The sequence below is a fragment of the Mediterraneibacter sp. 210702-DFI.5.30 genome (assembly GCF_020560115.1).
Classification (GTDB): Bacteria; Bacillota; Clostridia; order Lachnospirales; family Lachnospiraceae; genus Mediterraneibacter; species Mediterraneibacter faecis.
Window position 1 is genome coordinate 1 of sequence record NZ_JAJCME010000224.1, and the last position, 222, is coordinate 222.

Below are 222 nucleotides of genomic sequence, written 5' to 3' on the forward strand. Positions count from 1 at the left end.
GCCGTTGATTTAGGAACGACCAAAAATATTGTTGGTGCCTTTTACGAACCTGATCTGGTGCTGATTGATCCGGAAACCTTAAAGACACTGCCGCCCCGCGATCTAGTGGAAGGCTATGGCGAGATCGTCAAAGCCGCCGCAATGGTTGGTGGCGATTTTTGGCAATTAATTGAACAAATTGACACTCCTGAAGCAATCTTGGAACATGCATTAGGACTAATC

1 pseudogene is annotated in these 222 nt (G+C 46.4%); it reads left to right on the forward strand.

Annotated features, from left to right (window positions below):
* Positions 1–222 (forward strand): annotated as a pseudogene (locus tag LI126_RS15350) (3-dehydroquinate synthase); the annotation flags it as partial.